At 69.5% G+C, this 16,770-nt stretch carries 18 protein-coding genes; 6 read left to right on the top strand and 12 right to left on the bottom strand.

The window, feature by feature from the left end:
- Positions 1-71: 71 nt before the first annotated feature.
- Complete coding sequence (locus LT971_RS02445) at positions 72-1,337, bottom strand: tRNA(Ile)(2)-agmatinylcytidine synthase (protein WP_237005263.1); 1,266 nt, start codon at positions 1,335-1,337, stop codon at positions 72-74.
- A gap of 152 nt (positions 1,338-1,489) precedes the next feature.
- On the opposite strand from LT971_RS02445, the gene LT971_RS02440 reads away from it, so the two are divergent.
- Together LT971_RS02440 and LT971_RS02435 are read left to right on the top strand one after the other, a co-directional pair.
- Positions 1,490-2,452: a transcriptional regulator gene (locus LT971_RS02440; protein ID WP_237005262.1), complete on the top strand. Its 963-nt coding sequence runs from the start codon at positions 1,490-1,492 to the stop codon at positions 2,450-2,452.
- A 241-nt stretch (positions 2,453-2,693) separates the two neighbouring features.
- Positions 2,694-3,008 carry a HalOD1 output domain-containing protein gene (locus LT971_RS02435; protein ID WP_237005261.1) on the top strand — a complete coding sequence of 105 codons (315 nt, stop codon included), beginning with the start codon at positions 2,694-2,696 and terminating at the stop codon, positions 3,006-3,008.
- Between the two features lie 117 nt (positions 3,009-3,125).
- Here the strand turns inward: LT971_RS02435 and LT971_RS02430 are convergent, their stop codons facing one another.
- The 5 genes from LT971_RS02430 to pyrE form a co-directional block, all read right to left on the bottom strand.
- Entirely contained in the window at positions 3,126-4,301 is a 1,176-nt protein-coding gene (locus LT971_RS02430) for a mechanosensitive ion channel family protein (RefSeq protein WP_237005260.1), read from the bottom strand.
- Between the two features lie 70 nt (positions 4,302-4,371).
- The gene (locus LT971_RS02425; protein WP_237005259.1) at positions 4,372-4,617 is read right to left on the bottom strand and encodes a glutaredoxin family protein; all 246 of its coding nucleotides are present in this window, start codon (positions 4,615-4,617) and stop codon (positions 4,372-4,374) included.
- An 80-nt stretch (positions 4,618-4,697) separates the two neighbouring features.
- Positions 4,698-6,134: an NCS2 family permease gene (locus LT971_RS02420; RefSeq protein ID WP_237005258.1), complete on the bottom strand. Its 1,437-nt coding sequence runs from the start codon at positions 6,132-6,134 to the stop codon at positions 4,698-4,700.
- A 120-nt stretch (positions 6,135-6,254) separates the two neighbouring features.
- Positions 6,255-6,974 carry a phosphoribosyltransferase family protein gene (locus LT971_RS02415; protein WP_237005257.1) on the bottom strand — a complete coding sequence of 240 codons (720 nt, stop codon included), beginning with the start codon at positions 6,972-6,974 and terminating at the stop codon, positions 6,255-6,257.
- Positions 6,975-7,083: 109 nt separating this feature from the next.
- Positions 7,084-7,617, bottom strand: coding sequence for an orotate phosphoribosyltransferase (gene pyrE / locus LT971_RS02410; protein WP_237005256.1), 534 nt, complete (start codon positions 7,615-7,617; stop codon positions 7,084-7,086).
- 81 nt (positions 7,618-7,698) lie between these two features.
- On the opposite strand from pyrE, the gene LT971_RS02405 reads away from it, so the two are divergent.
- The gene (locus LT971_RS02405) at positions 7,699-8,214 is read left to right on the top strand and encodes a GNAT family N-acetyltransferase (protein WP_237005255.1); all 516 of its coding nucleotides are present in this window, start codon (positions 7,699-7,701) and stop codon (positions 8,212-8,214) included.
- An 81-nt stretch (positions 8,215-8,295) separates the two neighbouring features.
- Here LT971_RS02405 and LT971_RS02400 read toward each other — a convergent pair whose 3' ends face one another.
- The gene (locus tag LT971_RS02400; RefSeq protein ID WP_272904602.1) at positions 8,296-8,847 is read right to left on the bottom strand and encodes a CDP-2,3-bis-(O-geranylgeranyl)-sn-glycerol synthase; all 552 of its coding nucleotides are present in this window, start codon (positions 8,845-8,847) and stop codon (positions 8,296-8,298) included.
- Positions 8,848-8,932: 85 nt separating this feature from the next.
- Here LT971_RS02400 and LT971_RS02395 point away from each other — a divergent pair, with 85 nt between their 5' ends.
- The gene (locus tag LT971_RS02395) at positions 8,933-9,772 is read left to right on the top strand and encodes a proline dehydrogenase family protein (protein WP_237005254.1); all 840 of its coding nucleotides are present in this window, start codon (positions 8,933-8,935) and stop codon (positions 9,770-9,772) included.
- 60 nt (positions 9,773-9,832) lie between these two features.
- Positions 9,833-10,471, top strand: coding sequence for a DUF502 domain-containing protein (locus LT971_RS02390; RefSeq protein ID WP_237005253.1), 639 nt, complete (start codon positions 9,833-9,835; stop codon positions 10,469-10,471).
- 61 nt (positions 10,472-10,532) lie between these two features.
- Here LT971_RS02390 and LT971_RS02385 read toward each other — a convergent pair whose 3' ends face one another.
- Positions 10,533-11,459, bottom strand: a complete 927-nt coding sequence (locus LT971_RS02385) for a branched-chain amino acid transaminase (protein ID WP_237005252.1) — start codon at positions 11,457-11,459, stop codon at positions 10,533-10,535.
- Positions 11,460-11,601: 142 nt separating this feature from the next.
- Here LT971_RS02385 and arcD point away from each other — a divergent pair, with 142 nt between their 5' ends.
- Entirely contained in the window at positions 11,602-13,053 is a 1,452-nt protein-coding gene (gene arcD / locus LT971_RS02380) for an arginine/ornithine antiporter ArcD (protein WP_237005251.1), read from the top strand.
- A gap of 174 nt (positions 13,054-13,227) precedes the next feature.
- Here the strand turns inward: arcD and ribB are convergent, their stop codons facing one another.
- From ribB to LT971_RS02360, 4 genes are all read right to left on the bottom strand, one after another.
- Entirely contained in the window at positions 13,228-13,896 is a 669-nt protein-coding gene (ribB, locus tag LT971_RS02375) for a 3,4-dihydroxy-2-butanone-4-phosphate synthase (RefSeq protein ID WP_237005250.1), read from the bottom strand.
- A complete protein-coding gene (locus tag LT971_RS02370; protein ID WP_237005249.1) occupies positions 13,880-14,584 on the bottom strand; it encodes a DUF120 domain-containing protein in 705 nt (234 codons plus the stop codon). The genes ribB and LT971_RS02370 overlap by 17 nt, the downstream gene beginning before the upstream one ends.
- Positions 14,585-14,647: 63 nt before the next feature.
- The gene (gene twy1, locus LT971_RS02365; RefSeq protein WP_237005248.1) at positions 14,648-15,610 is read right to left on the bottom strand and encodes a 4-demethylwyosine synthase TYW1; all 963 of its coding nucleotides are present in this window, start codon (positions 15,608-15,610) and stop codon (positions 14,648-14,650) included.
- Positions 15,611-15,647: 37 nt separating this feature from the next.
- Positions 15,648-16,751, bottom strand: coding sequence for a sensor histidine kinase (locus tag LT971_RS02360; protein ID WP_237005247.1), 1,104 nt, complete (start codon positions 16,749-16,751; stop codon positions 15,648-15,650).
- Positions 16,752-16,770: the final 19 nt, after the last annotated feature.

Genomic DNA, 16,770 nt, shown 5'->3' with positions numbered 1-16,770 from the left:
AGCTTCTCGGACAGTACGGTAAAGCGTTGGGGCACCCTGCGAACGAGCGATAATCGCCGCAAAACTCTTCCCTATCGCTCGGGATGGACGGGTGCATCCCAGTCCTCGCGGACCAGCGGCTTCGCGACGTGGCGGCGCGCACACGGCGGAACCTCGTACCAGCCGGCGTCGAGGTCACGGTCGAGCGCCTGCCGCTCTTTGCCACCCGCGGTCGTCGAGCAGTCCCGGCAGCGGTAGCCCTGGTCGGCGCCCGCGCTCTCCATGTTCGTCCCGCAGCCGGGACAGGTGGGCGTGACGCGTTCGGTCGTGACGAGGTCGCGGACGGCGAACTTCTCCAGCTTGAGGGTGCCGTCGGCGACCTCGCCGCAGACGGTGAGGCGGTCGCCGGGCCGCAGCCGCCGGACGTGGGCCCGGAAGCGCTTGGTCGGCTCGAACGCCACGCACTGCAGTGTCGCGTCGTCGTCGTCCTCGACGGGGACGAAGACGTGGCCGCCCTCGCGGGTCTCGGGGCCGCCGGCTACCGTGGCGTCCACGCGGTACGCGCGACCGTCTTCGACGTCGGCGAGCGCGGCGTCGGCGAGGTGGGCGTCGGTGCCCTGATTGGCGACGAACAGCTCGCTGGCGTGGACGGGCTCGCTGTCGAACTCGTCGGCGACCCACCGGACGGTCTCGGGGTCGTCGCCCCGGACGCCGTAGAGGATTGGGCCGGGCGTGTGGGGGACGCAGACGAGTTCGCCCTCGCCGCGGTCGACGGTGTCCCAGGCGTCCGGGTAGGCGGCGTCGGCGGCGTCGAAGACGCTCTCGGCGTCGACGATTCGGTCGGTCCCCCAGCGGTCCCGTGGCCGGTAGTGGATGCACTCGTAGGTCCAGTCGTCGAACGCTGTCCACGCGCCGACGGCGGCGAGCGCACCGACGACGCCCCGGCCGTTCCCCCAGCCCGCGGTCTCGTAGCCGTGGGCCGCCGCGAGCGCCTCCGCTTCGGCGGGGTCGATGTCCTCGCGGAGCGCGCGCTCGGCGAACGCGGCGACTGCGGGGGGCGCGTCGGCCTCGTGGGCGACGACGACGCCGGGGTTAGTGCGGTCGTCGCCGACCTCGGCGTGCTCCTCGACGACTCTGGACGCGACGTCGCGGGCGACCAGCAGGTCGACGTCGGCGTGGACGGCGAGCGCGGCGTTCCCCCGGGTCTTGTAGGCGACGGCGGGGTTCAGGCGCACGAGCAGGACACGGTCGACGTCGACGCCGACATCCCGGAGTTCCTCGGCGACGAGGTGGGCGGCGTACGTCGTACACATCCCCGCCGTCCGGGAGTCGGTGTCGTCGAGCGCCACGACGGTCATGGCGCGGTGTACGGTGGGCAGCGGTTTTCCGGTTGCGGTCGAACCGCGGGGTCGTAGGAGGGCGCCGTCGACGTGTCGTCTCGGGAAAATCGGGGCAAGCGGCGCTGTCGCCGTCACAACGCATATATGGCCCGAAAGACTTACCACCGAGTATGTCACGGTCGGCTCTCATCGAGAACGTCACCGCGATGCTCGCAGACGCGGGCTTTTCGGTGAGCGACCGGTGTGCGACGCGCCCGAAGAGCTTCGACGTCGCCGCGCGCCGCGGCGACGACGTGGTGCTGGTGAAGATTCTCGGCAACATCGACGCGTTCGACGCGGAGACGGGTGCCGAGATGCGGCGGCTCGGGACGTACCTGCAGGCGACCCCGCTCGTAGTGGGGCTGCGGACGCGCGACGAGGAGCTCGACCCGGGCGTGGTGTACTTCCGGCACGGCGTCCCCGTGTTCAGCCCGGACACGGCCATGGAGCTGTTCGTCGAGGGGATGCCGCCGCTGGTGTACGCAGCACCGGGCGGTCTCTACGTGAACATCGACGGCGAGGTGCTGGCGGACCGCCGCGAGGACGAGGACCTGAGCCTCGGACAGCTCGCGTCCGAGCTCGGCGTCTCCCGGCGGACGGTCTCGAAGTACGAGGACGGGATGAACGCCAGCATCGACGTGGCGATGCGCCTCGAGGAGCTGTTCGGCGGCGAGCTCACGTCGCCCGTGGCCGTGATGGAGGGCGCCGAGGACGTCCGGGACGCCGACCCGACGCCCGAGGACCCGGAGGCGGCCCCCGAGGACGTGCCCGTGCTCTCGGTGCTGGCCCGAGTCGGCTTCGAGGTCCACCCGACGGTTCGGGCGCCGTTCAAGGCCGTCAGCGAGGAGTCCGCCGGCCCGGACCGGCTGCTCACTGGCCACTCGTCGTTCACCGAGGCTGCGGTGAAGCGCGCCCGAATCATGAGCTCCGTCGGCGAGGTGACGCACACGCGGGCCGTCTACGTCGTCGACGAGGCGAGCCGGGAGTCCGTCGACGACACCGCCATCGTGGAGCGCGAGGAACTGGAGGAGGTCGACGACTCCGACGACCTCCGGGACCTGCTGGCGGACCGCGGCGACCCCCAGGAAGCCTGAGTGGAACCCGGGGACGGCGCGCGTAAACGGCCGGCGAGTTCAGTATTGTTCATGACGTACAAGCATCACCTGTCCGGCGACCCGTGCAGAGTTGTACACGGTCTGTAGTTAGATTTCCAAGTTGTATTCTCGAGTGTTGAGGCCGGCGCACTCGGAGGGTGGTTTCCGGGTAGTTACCAGAATCCCCCACAATAGTCACGGAAGTTATATTTGTGAGGGTAACACACGTCCGGTACGGAGCATGTTGAGCACGAATCGGAGCACTTCCGACGGAGACGCCACGCTCGCCGAAACGACCCCGCTCAGTCGAAACTACGCCTGGGCGGACGTCACCCCGGCGACCGCAGTCGTCGAGACCGTCGCAGACGCCATCGACCTCGACCCGATCGACCTCGACCCACTTCACGACGCCGTCGACACCGACGCGCTGAACCGGGTTATCGAACCAGACCAGCCCGACACCCCGGGCAGCCTCCGGGTGTCGTTCTCGTACCACGACTTCTTCGTCGTCGTCCGGCAGACCGGGCGCATCACGCTCTACGACATCGACGAGTGACCGACGCGGCGATTCAGTTTCATTCGACCGGCCCGTAGCGACAGCGCCGTCTGCGTCGCGTCGAATCCGGTGTGTGGCCGGTGCAGAAGCCACTGCAAAAGCGAGAACGCCGAGACGTCAGCGGTCCCGCGTCAGTTCCGCACGCCCTTCCCGGTGGTCGATGCCGAGGCCGCCGTCCTCCTCCCGCCCGAGCAGTTCGCGCTGCGGGTACGGGATCTTGATGCCGGCGTCGTCGAGCGCCGCCTTCACGCCCCGCACCACGTCGGCGGTCACCATCGCGCGCTTCGCCGGGCTCGGGTGGTCGATCCAGAACCGGCACTCCAGGACGACCGCCGAGTCACCCAGCGACTTCGGCACCACCTGCGGGGTGGGATTCGAGAGCACGCGGTTCAGGTCCTCCAGCGCGTCTTGCATGACCGCTTCGGCCGCCTCGACGTCGGCGTCGTAGTCCACGCCGACGTCCACCGACAGCCGCAGCCGCTGCATACTCGTGCGGTTGGTCACCGTCGCGTTCAGGACGTTCTCGTTCGGGATGACGACCTCCTCGCCGCTCGGATTCCGGATGCGCGTGTTGATGATGGTGATGTCGGTGACGGTGCCCTCGTCCTCGCCGATGGCGACCCAGTCACCGATCTCGAACGGCCGCGCGAACATCAACACGAACCCCGCGATGAGCGAGCCGATGGTCGTCCGGGCGGCCGTACCGATGACGATGCCGAGGAACCCCGCGCCGACCAGCAGCCCGCCGAGGTTCACGCCCCAGACGGACAGCGACGCGATGGTCGCCGCGACCAGCACGCTCACCTGCAGCACGCGGAACACGACGCCCTGCTGGTGCTGATTCAGGGCGTCGGACTCCTCGGCGTACGCGTCCACGCGGTCCTCGAGGACGTCGATGCCGACGAGCGTCGCCGCCACCAGCGAGATGGTGACGAGCACGCGCACGAACAGCGGAATCGTGCCGACGATGGCCTCGACGGCCGCCACGGCGACGTCGACGTACCCCCAGACGACCAGCACCATCAGCGACGCCAGCACGAACAGCGCCAGCTGGATGGTGCGCACGACGAACGTCACCGGGAACCCGATGTCGAACGAGTCGAGGTCCACGGGCACGCGCTCGTTGGCGAGGAGGCGACCCGTCACCTCGCGGTGGACGGTCCGGACGACGCGGGGCGCGAACAGCCACGCGAGCACTGCGGCGACGACCGCGAGCGTGACTGTCGCGCCGACGCGGGCCTGCGTCGTGGCGAGCTGTTCCAGCGTCGCCTGCACCTGCTTGACGACGTTCACGGATAGCGGTCACCATGAAACGCGTCCGCAAAAAAGCGTGGATTCCGGCGACGGCGCGGGTACGGCGTCGTTACGCGCCGTAGTGCTCGTCGAGGTACTCGACGATGTCGTCGCTCTCGGGCATCCCCTCGACGCCGTTGTCGGGGTCGACGAGTACGGGAACCCCGGTCTGGCCGCTGACTTCCTCGACCTCGCCGCGCTGGCTGTGCGAGCTCGGAACCTCGTGTTCGACGTACTCGAGGCCGAGCTCGTCCAGTTTCGTCTCGACTTTCGCGCAGTACGGGCAGCCCGGCAGCTTGTACAGTTCCAGCGTCATGTCTCGCCGATAGACGAGCACGCCAAAAGAACCCGGGGGACCGAGCGGGAACGGCCGCTTCACCGCAGCGGCGGCGAGCGCTACACCGCGGCAGCGAGCACGCCGCTGGTGCGCACGTAGAAGTACACGATGAAGGCGGCGGCGAGCAGCCACTGACCGAACGCGACGTCGTCGGCCTCGCCGGACGCGACCTTCACGACGGGGTAGGAGACGATGCCGGCGGCGATGCCGTACGCGATGGAGTACGTGAACGGCATCACGAGGATGGTGAGGCCAGCGGGAATCGAGTGCGTGAGGTCGTCCCAGTCGACGGCGGTGACGTTCGCGAGCATCAGCAGCGCGACGACCACGAGGGCGATGTGGCTGGCGTACTGGGGGATTGCGGCGGCCAGCGGGACGACCGCCAGCGACAGCAGGAACAGGACGGCGACGACGAGCGCGACCATGCCGGTGCGGCCGCCCTCTTCGACGCCCGTCGCGGACTCGACGTACGTCGTGACCGTCGAGGTCCCGAGCATCGCGCCGAACGTGGTGCCGACCGCGTCCGCCATCAGCGGGCGGTCGGCGTCCGGGAGGTCGCCGTCGTCGTTCAGGAAGCCGCCGGCCTGCCCGACGCCGACGAGCGTGCCGGCGGTGTCGAAGAAGTCCACGAAGAAGAACGTGAACACGATGAGCGCGAAGCTGAAGGCTTCGACGTCCTGGAAGCCCTCGACGAACGCGCCGGCCAGCGGCGTCACGTCGTACTGGGCCTTCGGGAGTTCGCTGGCGGCGAAGCTGCCGTTGCGGACGAAGTCGCCGGCGAGCACGCCGGGTTCGACGACGCCGGCGTACGTGAGCGCGGCGCCGGCGACGGTCGTGGAGACGATGCCGATGATGATGCTGCCGGTGACGCCGCGAGCGTGCAGCGCGACCGTGAAGAACAGCCCGACGACGGCGAGGATGGCGACCGGACTCTGCGCGAGGTCGCCGAGCGCGAGGATGGTGCCGGCGTCGCCGACGACGATGCCCATCGCCTCGAGGCCGATGATGGCGAGGAACAGCCCGATGCCGGTGCCGACGGCGAACTTCACCGGCTCCGGGAAGAGGCCGATGACGTACTCGCGGGCGCCGACCGCGGTGAGGACGATGAACAGGACGCCCTCGACGAAGACGGCGGCGAGGGCGGTCTGCCAGGGAACGCCGAGCGCGCCGACGACCGTGAACGCGAAGAAGGCGTTGAGGCCGAGGCCGGGCGCGAGCCCGAACGGCCGGTTGGCGTAGAACGCCATGACGAGCATGGCGACCGCCGACGCGAGCAGCGTGACGACCGCCAGCATCTGGACGGTCTCGGCGTAGCTGTAGTTCGCGAGCGCGATGCCGGGTTTGACGACTTCGCCGTCCTGCGTGATCTGCGTCATGACGGCGGGGTTGACGACGACGATGTAGGACATCGCGAGGAACGTCGTCACGCCCGCCACGACTTCCGTGCGCAGGTCGGTGTCGTGTTCGTCGAAGCCGAAGTAGTCAGCGAGCCCCATGATGCACGTTCGAGCACATCTCGGCGCGACACTTGAGGCTTGTTATGCACGTTCGACGTTCGTGTCGACTAACAGGTCCGCGACGCCGGAACGATACAAGAACGTGGGCAGAATCGGCCGTTACAGCTCGTCGAGCTCGGTGAGCGCACCGACCGGGGCGTCCGTGCGCTCGCGCGCCCGGTCGATGCCCTCGTCGCCCGCGGCGATGAGCGCGAACACGCCCGTGACGTCGGCCTCGGCGGCGTCCGCGATGTCCAGCAGGAGCTCCTGGGTCTCGCCGGACCGGATGAGGTCGTCGACGACGAGCACGGTGTCGCCGTCGTTCAGCGCCGACGCGGGCAGGTAGTACGTGAACTCGATGCCGGACTCGAGGCGCTGGCGGGCCTCCACGAACTCCTCGACGGCGGTCTCCTTGGACTGCTTGGCGTACGCGCAGTCCGCGCCGTAGTAGGAAGCCAGCGCGGCGGCCAGCGTGATGCCGTCGGTGGCCGCCGTCAGCACGACGTCGGGCACCTCGAAGTCGAACGTCTCGGCGGCGACGGGCGCCACCAGGTCGAGGAACGACTGGTCGAAGACGACGCCGGAGTTGTCGACGTAGCCGTCGTCGTCGACGTGGACGCGGGCCGCGAGCTCGTCGCGGAGGAGGTCGGCGCCGGCCTCGCGGACGACGTCGCGGGCGCGGTCCGCGCTCGGGAGGACGTGGCCGTTCACGTAGCGGTTCAGGTCGCCGGCGGGCAGCCCGGTGTCCGCGGAGAGCTCGTCGTAGGTCCGGGTCTCTTTCAGCGTGCGGAGGACGTCGACCGCCTGCAACTGCAGTGCGGCCTTCTCGGCTCGGTTCATATCGATACACACGTTTCCACAAACTTGAATACCTCGGACCGAGCCGGACGAGAATCAGTCACAAACGCGTCCACTTTCGGGGCCGTCGAGGGCCAACGACGCGGTCAGTCTACTCGGCGTCGAGGAGATCGCTGGCGGTGACCAGCGCCTCCATCTCCACGCCGTGCTCGGCCAGCAGCTCCCGACCGCCCTCCTCGCGGTCCACGACGATGAGCGCGCGCTCCACCACGGCGCCCGCGTCCCGGAGCGCCTCGACGGCGTCGACGGCGGACTGGCCGGTCGTCGCGATGTCTTCCACGACCACGACCTCCTCACCGTCGTCGAGCCGGCCCTCGATGCGGTTGGCGGTGCCGTAGTCTTTGGCCTCCTTGCGAGCGATGACGTACGGCACGCCCGCCTCGGTGGCTGTCGCGGCGGCAAGCGGAACGCCGCCCAGCGCGACGCCCGCCAGCTTCGCATCGGCGACGTCGTCGATGCGGTCGGCGAACGCCCCAGCGATGGCCGACAGGCAGTCGGGGTCGGTCTCGAAGAGGTACTTGTCGACGTAGTACTCGGAGGTGCCGCCGTGAGAGAGCTCGAACTCGCCGAACTGTACGGCATCTGCGGCCCGGAGCGCGGCCACGAGGTCGTCGGTGGCAGTCATCGCCGGAAACGGGGTGCCGGCCGGACAAAAGCCCGCCGGTCCCGCCCAAACGCTATGCCGGCCGCCTCCCAAGGGGCGGCTATGCACGTCCGCGAGGCGACGCCGGCGGACGCAGCGGGCGTTCGTCGGGTCGCCGACGCCGCCTGGCGCGACGCCCACGAACCCATCGTGGGCGCCGCCGCAGTCCAGGAGTTCCTCGCGGAGTACTACGCCGTCGAGACGCTGCGCGAGCGCTACCGGGACGGGGACAACACGACCCTCGTCGCCTGCGAGGACGACACCGGCGAAGCGACAGACGTCGTCGGGTACGCCAGCGGCGTCCCGGGCGACGACGACGCCGGCGCGCTGACGCTCGGCTCCATCTACGTCCATCCCGACCGGCAGGGCGAGGGGGTCGGCAGCCAGCTGCTCGACGGCATCGAAGCCCTGGCTCGTGACGGCGGCTACGATGCCATCCGGCTGGTCGTCATGGCGGCCAACGAGAACGCCCGGGGCTTCTACGAGGCGCGGGGCTTCGAGCACGTCGCCGACGACTACGACGAACGCCTCCACGTCGAGAACTGCGAGTACGTGAAAGTGCTCGGCGACGACGACTGACCGTCTGCCGGCCAGCACCGAACACAGGCTGTGAACGGCCCGTACACCGCGAACGAGTGCTCGGCGGGGAGAACGCGGGTGCTACCAGGGTTCGTCTTTGACTCCGAGGGCGTACGCGATGCCGTTGGTGAGGAGGTGGAGCGCGGGGGTGAGGACGGCGACGGTGGCGAGCACGGACAGCGTGAAGGTGTCGCCGAACCACGCGGGGGCTGCAAGCGCCGTGAGAGCGAGGGCGACGACGACGAAGTCCAGCTGGTCGACCACCGGGAAGGCGGCGCCGCGCTGGCGACCGGTGCGTCGCTTCAGGAAGGAGGCGGTGATGTCGCCGAGCATGGCGCCGAACGCGAGCGTGCCCATCGCCAGCGGCGGGAACTCGGGGAGTGCGGGGACGCCGAGCGCGTCGACGGCGGTGGGGCGGAGGGCGTTGAGGGCGACGGCGAGCGCGACGCCGACGAGGGTGCCGACGGCAGTCCCGCGCCAGGTCTTGCCGTCGCCGAGGAGGCGGCTGTCGCCCCAGATGCGGCCGCCGTCGATGGGGCGGCCACCGCCAGCGAGCACGGCGGCGTTGTTCGGGACGTACGCGGGGAGCATCGCCCACACGGCGACGGCGACAGTACCGACCAGGTCCACCATGCGCGTCGGTGGTCGCGCCCCACGCAAAAATGCGTGGGTTCCCGCGAGCGGGGTATTTAAGGGACGGCGCCACCGAGAGATTCGTATGATTCCGCCCATCGCGAGCCGGTTCGTCGCGGGGGAGACGCCGGCGGAGGCCATCGAGTACGTCGACGGGTTGAACGACCGGGACGTGGCGGCCATCCTGAACCTCCTCGGGGAGCACTACCACGAGCGGCCGCCGGCCGACGAGGACGCGGCGGCGTACCGCGACCTCGTGACCGACATCGCCGACAGCGACGTCGACGCCTGCATCTCGGTGAAGCCCTCCCAGATCGGGCTGGACGTCGGCGAGGACGTCTTCCGGGAGAACCTCGAGAGCATCGTGGAGACGGCTGACGACCACGGCGTGTTCACGTGGGTGGACATGGAGGACCACGAGACGACCGACGCGACCCTGGACGCGTTCGAGGACTTCGCCCGGAAGTACGACGGTGACGTCGGCGTCTGTATCCAGGCGAACTTGAAGCGCACCGAGGGCGACCTCGAACGGCTGGCGGACGTCCCGGGGAAGGTGCGGCTGGTGAAGGGCGCGTACGACGAGCCGTCCGAAATCGCGTACAAGCAGAAGGAGCGCGTGAACGAGGCGTACCGGGACTACCTCGAGTACATGTTCCGGGAGTTCGACGACGGCGTGGCGGTGGGCAGCCACGACCCGGCGATGATCGAGCACGCCGCCGGCCTCCACGACGAGCACGGCACCGACTACGAGGTCCAGATGCTGATGGGCATCCGGGAGGACGCCCAGACGGAGCTGGCGGCCGACGGCGTCGAGACCTACCAGTACGTACCGTACGGCGACAAGTGGTTCTCGTACTTCTACCGGCGCGCGATGGAGCGCAAGGAGAACCTCCTGTTCGCGGTGCGCGCGGTGCTCGGCCGGTAGCGGCGGAGCGCGCCGAGAAACCTCGAAATCACTATACGTGGCCCGTCTGTGGTGTTCGGTATGAGTTCCTGGAAGCGGGACTTCGCGAGCGGGCTCGTCGTGCTCGTCCCGATTCTCGTCACGCTGTACGTCATCTACTGGCTGTTCGGGCTGCTCTCCAGGCTCTCGCTGGTCGCGACACAGGTGGAGGACCCGGTCCTGGCCGTCGGTCTGACCCTCGTGGTGTTCGTCCTGGTGGTGTTCTCGGTCGGCTACCTGATGCGGACGGCCGTCGGCGGCATCGTCGAGGCCGTCATCGACGACCTGATGAACCGGCTGCCGGTGTTGCGCATCGTCTACAACGCGTCGAAGATGGCCGTCGAGACGGTGCTGTCCGACGGCGCCGGCGAGTTCCAGCAGCCCGTGAAGTTGGAGCCGTGGCCGGGGATGCGGTTGACGGCCTTCAAGACCGGGAAGACGACCGACGACGACCGCGAGGTCGTGTTCATGCCGACGGCGCCGAACATCACCACCGGGTTCGTGATGGAGGTCGACCCCGAGGACCTCGAGGAGTCCGACGAGAGCGTCGAAGATGCGCTGACGCGCGTGCTGAGCGCCGGCTTCGGGGAGAACGAGGACGAGGTCGCCATCGACCGACTGGTCGCGAACGAGGGCGACGCGAGCAGCAGTGAGGACGACGTCGTGCGAACCGACGACTAGGGGTCGTCACGGCAGCGGTCGGCGCACTGTTCTGGAGAACTGGTGACGGCAGGGAGGTGGTTCAGACGTAGTGGAACCACTCTTCGCGGTCGCCGGACTCCACGAGGTCGAAGAACGCGGTCTGGAGTTCCTCGGTGATGGGGCCGCGGCTGCCGTTCCCGATTTCGACGTTGTCGACCTGCTTGATGGGGGTGACTTCCGCGGCGGAGCCGGTGAAGAACAGCTCGTCGGCGGTGTTGAGTTCGCCGCGGGAGATGGAGACGTTGTCGTGGACGGTGTAGCCGCGCTCCTCGGCGAGGGTGATGACGGTGTCGCGGGTGATGCCGTCGAGGATGCTCTCGGAGAGCCCGGGCGTGTAGAGTTCGCCGTCGCGGACGAGGAAGAGGTTCTCGCCGGGGCCCTCGGCGACGTTACCCTCCTTGTTGAGGACGATGGCCTCGACGAAGCCGTTGCGGCGGGCCTCCTCTCCGGCGAGCATGCTGTTGACGTAGAGGCCGGTGGTCTTGGCGTTCGTCGGAATCTGGCTGGAGGCGTGCTTGCGCCACGACGACACCATCACGTCGACGCCGTTCTCGAGGGCGTCCTCGCCGAGGTAGGTGCCCCACGGCCAGGCGGCGATGGCGACGTCCGTCGGGCAGTCGCCCGGGGAGACGCCCAGCGAGTCGTAGCCGTAGTAGGCGAGCGGCCGAATGTAACAGGACCGGAGGTCCTGGCGGTCGACGAGCTCGACCGTGGCCTCGGTGAGCTCCTCGGGCGTGAACTCGATGTCGAGGTCGTAGGGCTTCGCTGACTGGTAGAACCGGTCGAGGTGTTCGTCCCACCGGAAGATGGCGGGGCCGTTGTCGGTGTCGTAGACGCGGACGCCCTCGAAGATGCCCGAGCCGTAGTGGAGGGCGTGGGTGAGAACGTGTACCTGTGCGTCCTCCCAGTCGACGAACTCGCCGTCCATCCAGATGGTGTCGACGTCCATCTCGCTGAAACTGGCCATATGCGCCGGGACGCACTAGTCGGTGATAAAACCACGAGTGACGCTTCCCGCAACGCTCGCCGGTTGCCGTGACAGCCGGCAGGAATGTCTCTAAATAATCTAATCGTGGAGCTTAATTACCCGAGTGAATTATCGGGGCGTGATGAGCGAATTCACGCCGCTAGCCTACGAGGACATCGACGAGGCCCACCGGCCCAGCCTGCGCGAGGCGCTGCTCCCGGTGCTGGCCGTCGTCGTCTCCCTCGGCGTCGGCTCCGGCTATCTGGGGCTGGCGCCGCACGCACCGCTGCTGTGGAGTATCGCGTTCACCGGGCTGTTCGCGCGCTACCGGCTCGGCTACGACTGGGACTCGGTGTACGACGCCGCCGCCGCCGGCCTCCGGATGGGGCTGCAGGCCATCCTCATCCTGTTCGTCATCTACGGGCTCATCGCCACGTGGACCAGCGCCGGCACCATCCCCGGCCTGATGTACTACGGGCTCGGCGCGCTCACGCCGGTCGTCTTCCTCCCTGTCACAGCCGTGCTCGCCGCCGTCGTCGCGTTCGCCATCGGGTCGTCGTGGACCACGGTCGGCACGCTCGGCGTGGCGTTCGTCGGCATCGGGAACGGTCTCGGCGTCCCGCTGGCGATGACCGCGGGCGCAATCGTCTCCGGCGCCTACGCCGGCGACAAGCAGAGCCCGCTGTCGGACACCACGAACCTCGCCGCCGCCGTCACGAACACCGACCTCTACGACCACATCAACGGGATGCGCGTCGGCACCGCCATCGCGTTCGGGCTGTCCGTGCTCGCGTACGCCGCACTCGGCGTGTACGCCGTCGAGGGCGGCGCCCCCGACGTCGCCGCCATCAGCGGCCCGCTGGCCGACACGTACGCGCTCGGTCCGCTGGTCTTCCTGCCGCTGGTCGTGACGTTCGGGCTCGCGATTCGCGGCTACCCCGCGCTCCCGTCGCTGGTCGCCGGCGTCTTCGCCGGCGCGCTCACCACCGTCGCCGCCCAGGGCGTCGCGTTCACGGCCGCCTGGGACGTCTTCCTCAACGGCACCAGCCCCGAGACCGGCAGCGAGCTCGTCAACGGGCTGCTGTCGACCGGCGGCATCGCCGGGTCCGCGTGGACCATCGCCGTCGTCGTCGCCGCGCTCGCGCTCGGCGGCCTCCTCGAGCGCACCGGCATCCTGCCGACGCTCACGCACCACCTGACGCAGGCCATCTGGTCGCCGGGGTCGCTGGTCGCCGGCACCGGCGTCGCCGCCATCACGACGAACGCGTTCTCCGCCCAGCAGTACATGAGCATCGTCGTCCCCGGCGTCAGCCTCCGGAATCTCTACGACGAGTACGGCCTGAACGAGCGGGACCTCTCCCGGGCCGTCGAGGCCGCCGGCACCCCGACCGGGCCGTTCTTCCCGTGGCACGCCGGCGCCGTCTTCATGACGGGCGTGCTGTACTCCGCCGAGGGCGCCATCTCGTGGTGGTGGGCGCCGTACTACTTCTTCGGCATCCTCTCGCCGCTGGTGCTGTTCGCGATGGCCTTCTTCGGGTACGGCTACACGCAGGACCGCAGCGAAGCTGACCAGGCCGTCGTCGCCGACGACTGAACGGAGGAGAGACTGCAGTCGGCAGGAGCGGCCCGCAGCAAACGACCGCTCTCTCACTGGCGACCGAACGGATGACTGCGTTCGGACTGCGACCGCCCGTCGCCGTGCGCGTTACCTGTCGAGGGTCGCGAACACGAACACTAGCAGGAGATACGCACCCACGGTGACGTCGGCTTACTGGAGGGCGTCCAGCAGGTCGCTGCCCTCGACGTACGCGATGCCCTCGCGTTCGCCGTAGGCCTTCGCGTCGGCGACCGAGAGCGCGCCGCCGGTCTCGTCGTCGAGCATCTCGCAGACGACGACGGCAGGCGCGATGTCGGCCTCGCGGGCGAGCGCGACGCCAAGTTCGGTGTGGCCCTGTCGGTCCGACAGCGACGGGGCGGCCCGGAGCACGTGGACGTGGCCGGGCGCGCGGAACTCGTCGGCGAAGTCGACGGCGTCGGGGTCGGCGGCGGCGCGGCCGAGCTCCGAGATGGTGAGCGCGCGGTCGTCGTCGGTGATGCCCGTGTAGGTGTCGCGGTGGTTCACCGTCAGGGAGAACGACGACCGGTCGTCGTAGCCGAGGTGGCCGTGGTCGGCCGCCGGGTGGTCGAGCACGTCGCTGACGAACGGCAACTCGAAGGCGTCGGCGACGTCGTCGGCGAGCGCGACGCAGACGAGGCCGCCGGCGTCGTTGCGCATCCGGGCGACGGCCGCCGGCTCGACGGGTTCGGCCGGGTAGACGAGGTCGACTTCGCCCTCGCGGTCGGCGGCGTCGTGGACGAGCACGGGGTCGCCGTCGCGGAACGCGGCGACCGCGCGGTCGACGCCCGCGGTCGTGGCGGCGCTACTGCTCTTCGACACGGATAGTCACCTCGTCGTCGTCGAGGAGGCCGAGTTCGTCGCGGAGCTTCTCCGGGGCGATGACCTCCAGCTGGCTCTCGTCGTGGTGCGTGCGGTCGGGGACGATGACGTGGGCGCCCGCGAAGTCGGCGTCGTCGGCGAGCACCGTGCAGCGATAGCAGGTCGCGGGGCCGTACGTGCGCTCCTCGTCCTCCCAGCCCTCGATGTCGACGCCGGTCAGCGACTGCATCGCCGAGCGGGCGCGCTGGCTCTCCTTGGTGAGGTCGACGTTCAGCGTGCCCGGGTAGGGGTCGTAGCCGAGCTTCTCGACGAACTGGCGGTTGTAGCCGGGGAGGCTGATGTAGTGGCGGCCCTCGCCCATGCCGCTGGTGACGGTGCCGTCGAGCGCGAGCTCGCCGGGGTCGTCGAAGATGCGGCGGTAGTCCTCGTACTCGCGTTCGAGGGCGGCCTGCCCGTCCTCGGTGACGGCGACCCACTGGCCGTCGCTGACGAGGTCGCGGGTGGCGTAGCCGGCGTCCTCCAGCGCCTGGAGGCGCCGGGAGGCGGTCTGGCTGGAGGCGTCGAGGCGACCGGCGAGGTCGCCACACGACACCTTCACCTCGCCGCGGTGGGCGCCGTCGAGCGCGAGCAGTTTGAGCACGGCGAGTTCGTCGTAGCCGACGTCGCCGGTGCCCGTGGCTCCTGACATGTCTCGGGCTTGGCTCGCGCCCCGCATAAGGATACCGGATGTGGAACGCGTCTCGAAATTGTGTCAGTCGGCGCTCGGGCGGGCGCCCTCGCTCCAGAACGCGGAGTCGGCCTGCAAGTCCTCGACCCACGTGTCCTCGTCGCGGGCGAGCAGCGCCACCCGGGACTCCGGCTGGTCCCGCAGCACCGAGTGTGGCAGGTGTGCCTTGACCTCGCGGGCGAACTCGAGGACTGCCTCGTGGTCGGGCATCGCCCCACGGTCGAGGCGGTCCCGGCTGTCGCCGACGTGCATGTACGCCTTCAGCTCCACGAAGTCCGGGTCCGCGCGCTCGAAGAATCCCGCGTACCAGTCGGGGTTCGCCATGTTCTCGCCGCCCACGAGCGTCGTCCGCAGCACAGTCCGCGTCTCGTCTTTCTCGTGGAGCACGTCCATCGTGTCCACGAGCTTCTCCCACGCGTCGTCCTCGGTGGCCCCCACCACGTCGTCGAACGTCGCGCGCTCCGGCGCGTCCACGGAGACGTACAGCTGGGTCGGGTCGCACTCCCGCAGCACCTCGGGGCGCGTGCCGTTCGAGACGAGGAACGTCGTCAGCCCCCGGTCGTGGAACGCCTCGATGAGCTCGGGGAGGTGCGGGTAGAGGGTGGGTTCGCCGTCCAGCGAAATGGCGACGTGCCGGGGCTCCATCGCCTCCTCGAAGCGCTCCCGGGGCACGTCGTCGTTCCCGCCGAACCCCGACAGCAGTTTCCTCTGGAGGCGAATCGAAGCGTCGACGATTGCCTCGGGGTCGTCCCACTCGACGCCGTCGAGTTCGTACGTGTGCCCGGAGTGGTCGCGCCAGCAGAACACACAGCGCTCGTTGCACCGCACCACCGGCGTCATCTGGATACACCGATGCGACCGAATCCCGTAGAAGGCGTGCTTGTAGCAGGTGCCCTCGCCGCGCATCGCGTTCGCGGTCCAGCCACACGTCTGGGCGGCCGTGTGGTTCTCGTGGTGGTAGTCCGGGTCGTCCACCTGCTTCGGCATGGACCCGGATTCGCCGTTGCCGTGGAAAAACGTGGCGCTACGCCGCAGGCGCGGCCGACTCCGCGAGCTCGACGTCCCGGAACTCGAAGCACGCGCCGCCGCCGTCCTCGCCGTCTGCGAGCAAGACGGTCCACCCGTGTGCGTCGGCGATGCGGGCGACGATGGCGAGCCCGAAGCCGGTGCCGTCGGTCGACGAGGAGTACCCGCGGTCGAAGACCTGCTCGCGGTCCTCGGCCGGGATTCTGGGGCCGTCGTCCGCCACGTAGAACCCCGCTCCGTCGTCGAGCGCGCCGACGGTGACTCTGACGCCGTCGTCGTCGCCGTGCTCCACGGCGTTCCGGAAGAGGTTCGAGAGCACCTGCCGGAGGCGCTGCTCGTCGGCGTGCACGACGAACTCGTCGCCCGCCTCGGGGACGTCGAGGGTGGCACCGGGCTCCGCGACCGCCTCCCAGCAGTCGCGGGCGAGCGCGGCGACATCGACGGGGTCGAGGTCGTCGTCGGCCGTCTCGCCCTGTCGGGCCAGCGACAGCAGGCCGTCCACGAGCGCCTCCATCCGCTCGTGGGCGTCCGCCACGGCCGACAGGTGTTCGTCGTCGTCGACGTTCGACCGGGCGAGGTCGAGTCGGCCCTGCGCGACGTTCAGGGGGTTCCGGAGGTCGTGGCTGACGATGCTCGTGAACTCGTCGAGGCGCTCGTTCTGGTGTTCCAGCTCGCGCTCGCGGCGCGCCAGCTCCTCGTTCCGGTCGCCGAGCTCCTGGGCACGAGTGATGGATTCTGCCTCCCGGATGCCGATGGCGAGCCCGCCGAACGACCCGATGGCGACCGCGATGGCCTGCGTGCCGAGCGAGCCGTCGACGCTCACGCCGGGGTGGCCCACCCGGAGCAGCGAGAACGCGAGCATCACGCCGACGCCGCCGACACTCCACGCCAGCACGCGCGGGTACAGCGACGGGTCGAACTCGGTGTTCGGCAGCCAGTACGCGACGTACCACAGCACCACGCCGGGGGCGCTCACCAGCACGAAGTCGATGACGGTGCCGGGGGCGGCCCCGCCGCTGACGACGCCGAACGCCGCCCGTCCGAGCGCGAACGCGATGAGGACGGCACCGGTCACGGAGATGGTCGTCAGCCACCGACTCACGTGCGTCCACGACGGCGCG

Origin of the sequence: Halobacterium rubrum (assembly GCF_021729015.1) — an archaeon.
Lineage (GTDB): Archaea > Halobacteriota > Halobacteria > Halobacteriales > Halobacteriaceae > Halobacterium > Halobacterium rubrum.
This window is presented reverse-complemented; position numbering and strand designations above follow the sequence as displayed.

Bases quoted from the DNA above. Each gene is read 5' to 3' on its own strand.
- LT971_RS02385 (WP_237005252.1), bottom strand. From the start codon at position 11,459: ATGGCCAGTTTCAGCGAGATGGACGTCGACACCATCTGGATGGACGGC.
- LT971_RS02400 (WP_272904602.1), bottom strand. From the start codon at position 8,847: ATGGTGGACCTGGTCGGTACTGTCGCCGTCGCCGTGTGGGCGATGCTC.
- arcD (WP_237005251.1), top strand. From the start codon at position 11,602: ATGAGCGAATTCACGCCGCTAGCCTACGAGGACATCGACGAGGCCCAC.
- LT971_RS02415 (WP_237005257.1), bottom strand. From the start codon at position 6,974: ATGAACCGAGCCGAGAAGGCCGCACTGCAGTTGCAGGCGGTCGACGTC.
- pyrE (WP_237005256.1), bottom strand. From the start codon at position 7,617: ATGACTGCCACCGACGACCTCGTGGCCGCGCTCCGGGCCGCAGATGCC.
- twy1 (WP_237005248.1), bottom strand. From the start codon at position 15,610: ATGCCGAAGCAGGTGGACGACCCGGACTACCACCACGAGAACCACACG.
- LT971_RS02395 (WP_237005254.1), top strand. From the start codon at position 8,933: ATGATTCCGCCCATCGCGAGCCGGTTCGTCGCGGGGGAGACGCCGGCG.
- LT971_RS02390 (WP_237005253.1), top strand. From the start codon at position 9,833: ATGAGTTCCTGGAAGCGGGACTTCGCGAGCGGGCTCGTCGTGCTCGTC.
- LT971_RS02370 (WP_237005249.1), bottom strand. From the start codon at position 14,584: ATGTCAGGAGCCACGGGCACCGGCGACGTCGGCTACGACGAACTCGCC.
- LT971_RS02440 (WP_237005262.1), top strand. From the start codon at position 1,490: ATGTCACGGTCGGCTCTCATCGAGAACGTCACCGCGATGCTCGCAGAC.
- LT971_RS02425 (WP_237005259.1), bottom strand. From the start codon at position 4,617: ATGACGCTGGAACTGTACAAGCTGCCGGGCTGCCCGTACTGCGCGAAA.
- LT971_RS02420 (WP_237005258.1), bottom strand. From the start codon at position 6,134: ATGGGGCTCGCTGACTACTTCGGCTTCGACGAACACGACACCGACCTG.
- LT971_RS02445 (WP_237005263.1), bottom strand. From the start codon at position 1,337: ATGACCGTCGTGGCGCTCGACGACACCGACTCCCGGACGGCGGGGATG.
- LT971_RS02435 (WP_237005261.1), top strand. From the start codon at position 2,694: ATGTTGAGCACGAATCGGAGCACTTCCGACGGAGACGCCACGCTCGCC.
- LT971_RS02405 (WP_237005255.1), top strand. From the start codon at position 7,699: ATGCACGTCCGCGAGGCGACGCCGGCGGACGCAGCGGGCGTTCGTCGG.